Source organism: Tardiphaga sp. (genome assembly GCF_044340795.1).
Taxonomy (GTDB): Bacteria; Pseudomonadota; Alphaproteobacteria; order Rhizobiales; family Xanthobacteraceae; genus Tardiphaga.
The window spans coordinates 1-4,296 of sequence record NZ_JBIISY010000368.1; the positions used below are offsets into that span (position 1 = coordinate 1).

The 4,296-nt window shown below is 61.7% G+C and carries 9 protein-coding genes and 1 pseudogene; all 10 read right to left on the reverse strand.

Features of this window, described 5'->3' with window-relative positions; translation table 11 throughout:
- Positions 1 to 1,064 (reverse strand): tape measure protein (locus ACIQ17_RS31430; RefSeq protein WP_398473429.1); only part of this gene is annotated, 1,064 nt, incomplete at its 3' end.
- A 28-nt stretch (positions 1,065 to 1,092) separates the two neighbouring features.
- Positions 1,093 to 1,224, reverse strand: coding sequence for a hypothetical protein (locus tag ACIQ17_RS31435; RefSeq protein ID WP_398473430.1), 132 nt, complete (start codon positions 1,222 to 1,224; stop codon positions 1,093 to 1,095).
- 2 nt (positions 1,225 to 1,226) lie between these two features.
- Positions 1,227 to 1,646 carry a gene transfer agent family protein gene (locus tag ACIQ17_RS31440; protein WP_398473431.1) on the reverse strand — a complete coding sequence of 140 codons (420 nt, stop codon included), beginning with the start codon at positions 1,644 to 1,646 and terminating at the stop codon, positions 1,227 to 1,229.
- Positions 1,643 to 2,083, reverse strand: a complete 441-nt coding sequence (locus tag ACIQ17_RS31445) for a phage tail tube protein (RefSeq protein ID WP_398473432.1) — start codon at positions 2,081 to 2,083, stop codon at positions 1,643 to 1,645. The genes ACIQ17_RS31440 and ACIQ17_RS31445 overlap by 4 nt, the downstream gene beginning before the upstream one ends.
- 18 nt (positions 2,084 to 2,101) lie before the next feature.
- Positions 2,102 to 2,506, reverse strand: a complete 405-nt coding sequence (locus tag ACIQ17_RS31450; RefSeq protein ID WP_398473433.1) for a DUF3168 domain-containing protein — start codon at positions 2,504 to 2,506, stop codon at positions 2,102 to 2,104.
- On the reverse strand, positions 2,503 to 2,967 hold the full coding sequence (locus ACIQ17_RS31455; RefSeq protein ID WP_398473434.1) for an HK97-gp10 family putative phage morphogenesis protein: 465 nt from the start codon (positions 2,965 to 2,967) through the stop codon (positions 2,503 to 2,505). The genes ACIQ17_RS31450 and ACIQ17_RS31455 overlap by 4 nt, the downstream gene beginning before the upstream one ends.
- Entirely contained in the window at positions 2,873 to 3,109 is a 237-nt protein-coding gene (locus tag ACIQ17_RS31460) for a hypothetical protein (protein WP_398473435.1), read from the reverse strand. The genes ACIQ17_RS31455 and ACIQ17_RS31460 overlap by 95 nt, the downstream gene beginning before the upstream one ends.
- On the reverse strand, positions 3,106 to 3,447 hold the full coding sequence (locus ACIQ17_RS31465) for a phage head closure protein (RefSeq protein WP_398473436.1): 342 nt from the start codon (positions 3,445 to 3,447) through the stop codon (positions 3,106 to 3,108). The genes ACIQ17_RS31460 and ACIQ17_RS31465 overlap by 4 nt, the downstream gene beginning before the upstream one ends.
- A gap of 3 nt (positions 3,448 to 3,450) precedes the next feature.
- Complete coding sequence (locus ACIQ17_RS31470; protein ID WP_398473437.1) at positions 3,451 to 3,861, reverse strand: hypothetical protein; 411 nt, start codon at positions 3,859 to 3,861, stop codon at positions 3,451 to 3,453.
- 13 nt (positions 3,862 to 3,874) lie between these two features.
- Positions 3,875 to 4,296 (reverse strand): annotated as a pseudogene (locus tag ACIQ17_RS31475) (hypothetical protein); the annotation flags it as partial.

The window sequence follows — 4,296 nt, forward strand, 5'->3', positions numbered from 1 at the left end:
TTCATTGCCTTGCCGAGCTGTTGAAGTCCGTCGATACGCGATTGTACCGAGCGATCTTCAACCGTGCCGAAGAGCAGCTTCTCTGCGCCAGGTTCAAGAAACTTTACGAGATTGCGCCAAGACGGGTTCTTCCAGAGGTCGTCGGCGGCCGTACCAAGCGAGGCGACGCCTTTGCCGACATCGGTTGACGCCACGTATTGCGCCAACATCTTGTAGGCTGTGGTGAGCCGGTCCACAGCGAGAGCGAGGTTATTGATGCCGTTGACCGCCGCATTGGAGATCTTCGACACCTGATCGACTTCGCGCGCGGCATTGATGGCTGCGTTCTTCAGGTTTGTGAAGGCCTGAGAGATGGTCATATCCATCGCTGCGGCCTTGCTGCGCAGACCATCCGCGCCGGCCTGGAAGCCGAGAAAGAACGCCTTGGACGAGATTTCTCCGTCATTCACAAGCTGACGCAGCTTCGCGACCGAGCCGCCAGCCTCTTGGATACCACGGGCTGCCGCCTGCGCAATCGCGGGAGCGCCCTCAAGAATGGAGTTGAATTCTTCCGCGCGCACGACGCCAGCTCCAAGCGCCTGCGAAAGCTGCAGCAGTGCCCCACTCGATTCTGCGGCCGTCTTACCCGACACACGCAGTGCCAGCGCCACGTTGTCGGTGAAATTCGCGAGTTGCAGGCTCCCGATCCCCAGCTCTTTCTGAGACAGCGCCACCTTTCCATACAGGTCGGCAAGCTCGACCAGAGGGGCACCGTTTCTTTGCGCGGACTGGTACAGCTTCTCGTAAACGGCATTGAGCTGTTCCCCGGACAAGCCGGCGACCTTGAGCGCGTTGTCAATCTTCGTCGCGGAATCGAGAAACTCTTTCGCCGCGGCGACCGAGAGGACGCCCCCGGCGAGCTTTCCGACGGAACTAAGCGACGACCCGAAGTCGAACGACTTCGAGATGTTCTTGTTCATGGTCGCAAAGCGCTTCTCGATCCCGCTCGCTTGCGAATTCGTCTGCGCCATCGCCTTGGCGAGCGACCGCTCATAGCTTTTGATGTTCGCCTCGAGGCTCACCACGAGGCGTTCAAGGTCAGTCGCCAAAGCTTTATTCCTTGGATTTCAGGTAATCCCAGAGATCGTCAGCTTCCGCCGAGCTGAGGCCCTCGGATTGCGCCTGCTCTGACAGCATCGCGAAGAACTGCCACATCGACATGGCGCCCACTTGCTGGGGCGTCATGTTCAGCTTTCCGCCAGCTCCGTAGATGGCTCCGAACCTGATCTTTCCGTTGGGGAGATCGTCGATCCGCTTTCCTGATCCGGAGCCCTTGATTTTTTTTCGATTTCTTCCTCGGGGGCGCCGTAACACCCAGCCGACATCACCGCGATCGCATGCAAGCGGTTCTCCGCGGGCGGCCGGTCCTCAACATACGACCGGACCTTGCGTAAGGCATCGACCGGGGGCATGCCGCCACCGATCAGGCCGAGGCGCAGCACGTGACTGATGTCGCCGATCTTGTTTGTGCCGGCCTGGAGCCGATCGAGGATGACGAACGGCCCGGCATCGACCGCCTCCTGCAACTTCTCAAGCTCGGCCCAGCCAAGGCGGAAGCGGTACGTTCCGTCCGCCCAGTCCAGATCAAGAGAAGCGTCGCGGCTCAAGGCGTCACCGTCCGCACGAGCTCGCCGTCGGACTGCATCTCGACGTTTGCCGTCACTCGGCCACCTTGCTCGGCGCCCGCGGTGAAGGTGGAGACATGCATGAAGCCGGTCCAGGTGATCGTCTTCGCCGGGAATTCCACTTCCACCTTGACCGGAACGCTTTCGACGTTCTCCCACGCATCAAGCCAGGTTTCGACCGACTGACTGGCCATGACGCCTTCACCTGACACCGAAGCCGAAAGGCTGGCGGCGTCGCGGCCGACCCAAGCCACCGCGTCCGGGTCCTCGCAGTCCGGAAGATTGACGTCCGTGAGTTCCTTGGTCAGCGTCAACGACTTCGACGTGAAGCCACAAGGCGCAGTGTAGACCATCGGGCTGGCGCCATCGCCGAGCAGAACGCGGAATTTACCGAAACGAGCAGTGACGGGCGGTGCCATGGCGGCCTCCTGTTGAGATTAGGGCTGTTCGATGAACGAGGTGAATTCGACGGCGGCGTGGTTCACGCCCTTAGCCGGATCGCGCAGAAAGCGGGTCTGGCGGTGCTCCATTGACACAAGAGCGTTGTCAGTGAGAGGCAGATCGAATTCGTCGAGTGCTGCCCGGATGGCCTCTGCCAGAAGCTTCACATGCGGTTGACCCACATGCGTTGACCACGCATCGATCTGATTGAAAGCCTCGAATGCCGTAATGCACTCCGCACCTTCAGATACGACCTGTTCGGGGCCGAGCGAGACATACGGCATGACCGCCTTAAGCGGCACTTCCTCGTAGATGCGGTCACCAACGAGATCGGTCAGCGGCGCATACTCTTTAAGCCGCTTGACGATTGCACCTTGCAATTCCAGCGATGCGCTCGTCACTGGCCTGCCACCTTCTTTGCCGCCTTCGTGGTTGCGCGGGTGATGCGCGACTTGACGCGCTTTCGGAGCGCCCTATACGGCGGGTAAAAGAACGGCTGCGCTTTCGTGCCCGGATGCTGACTGCCCGCAAACTTGCCGCCGTTGATGTGCGGCGCGGTCCCAAACTCGATCAGGTGCGCGTATCGGACCTTGCTGTTGCCAGCCGAGATCCGAACCGTCAGGTCAGGGTCGCCGGCACCGGCCGTCGCGCTCAGGGATGAATAGCGCACTCGCGCCCCGCCCCAGGTCTGCACGATGCTGTTGCGCAGATCGCCGGTCTTCACCGGAGCAATACGTTTCTGCATGTCGGTGATTTCGTCGGCGCCTTCAGCCAGCGCCTGCTTGATCGCCGACCGGACTTCCGCCGGTAGCGCCGCCATCTTTGCCAGCAGCCGCTGCCTTCCGTGCAATTTTGTCGCCATGGATGGTTCCGGCCTTGGCTTTCTTGATTGCGGCCACGGCCGCCTCGGGCACCCGCGGATAGGTCCGGCCGCTGACATAGGCGATGATGACCCCGGCCCTGGGCCGATAGTCGAAGTCGCGGGACATGGTGACGATCTTCACGCAGCGGCCCCGGTCTGGCAGAGCAGCTCGAGCCAGGCGCCGCCATCGTCGGGATCCACGATGGATTTGATGGCGTACTCGACGCCCTCCGGCAGGTCACGCGCTCTCCAGTCCTCACGGATGAGGCGGGTCTTGTCACTCTGGCGCACGCTGATCGTCACCGTGTTCTGGGCCTGAAGCCGCGCCGCGGTGACGGTCTCGCCGCCCAGCTTTGGCCTCACCTCTCCGCGGACAGTAAATTGCTCGACCCAACCCGCCTGCGTATTGCCGTAACCGTCGTCGACGTCAGCCCGCTTGTCGAAGGTGATTTTGTGTCGAAGGCTCCCGGCGCGCGCCATGGCTTAGAGGGTGACGCCCGGGTTCTGGATCTTGATGTCGAGCACGGTTGTCGACGAAGCCAGTCCCAGTTGGCACACGTTCTCGCCGGCACCGAGATCAGCCGCCGGCTGGATGCCGCCGGGCGTCTCGCTGAGATAATACGGCGAGCCCGCGGTGAGCGTGGCACCAATCGTCACCTTGCCGCTGGTACAGACGACGAGGGGCTGATTGAGCGAAGCGCCATTCAGCGCGATACCGCCAGCGATCTTGGCTTCAGCGGTCGCGGAATTACTGTCGGCGAGCATCCACTTTTTGCTGGTGGAGGAGAGATAGACGGCCTTGCCAGCCGCGATAGTTTCACCGGCCTGTCCGGATACGCGAGTCGCCGAGGGATCGGCGACGACATTGGCGGCGGTGATGGTCAGATCGGCCATTGCTGCGTCTCCTTCAGACGTACATGCTGCGATAGGGCTGGAGGAGACGCTTGATCGTCTCCGGCAGATTGCGATCGGTCTCAGTCTCGCCGTCGTAGGTCATCTGGACGTGGAGCTTGACGGCCGTCTTGAAGTTATTGACCCGGGTGTCTTCGGCGTCATAGCCGGCCCAGTAACGGACCCGAACGACCCCATCGCCGCTTGCGGTCTGCGGCCATGCCTGCCCGGCGCGGAGGACGATGCGGCGGCACGCCTCTTCGAGATCGACAACCCGATAGACGGTTTCGGCGACCGTCCGCTCGACACCGTCGGCATCGTCGTATTGGACGATGAGCGGATAGTCATCATCATCGACCAGAACTGGGCCACATGGCAGCGGGATTGAAGTCGGGAACGAATTGAGCGAGACCTCGATCTCACGGGCAAGCACTGAAG

Excerpts from the sequence above, each read along its gene's own strand:
- ACIQ17_RS31435 (WP_398473430.1), bottom strand. The coding sequence starts at position 1,224 with ATGACGCCCCAGCAAGTGGGCGCCATGTCGATGTGGCAGTTCTTCGCG.
- ACIQ17_RS31445 (WP_398473432.1), bottom strand. The coding sequence starts at position 2,083 with ATGGCACCGCCCGTCACTGCTCGTTTCGGTAAATTCCGCGTTCTGCTC.
- ACIQ17_RS31455 (WP_398473434.1), bottom strand. The coding sequence starts at position 2,967 with ATGGCGACAAAATTGCACGGAAGGCAGCGGCTGCTGGCAAAGATGGCG.
- ACIQ17_RS31465 (WP_398473436.1), bottom strand. The coding sequence starts at position 3,447 with ATGGCGCGCGCCGGGAGCCTTCGACACAAAATCACCTTCGACAAGCGG.
- ACIQ17_RS31470 (WP_398473437.1), bottom strand. The coding sequence starts at position 3,861 with ATGGCCGATCTGACCATCACCGCCGCCAATGTCGTCGCCGATCCCTCG.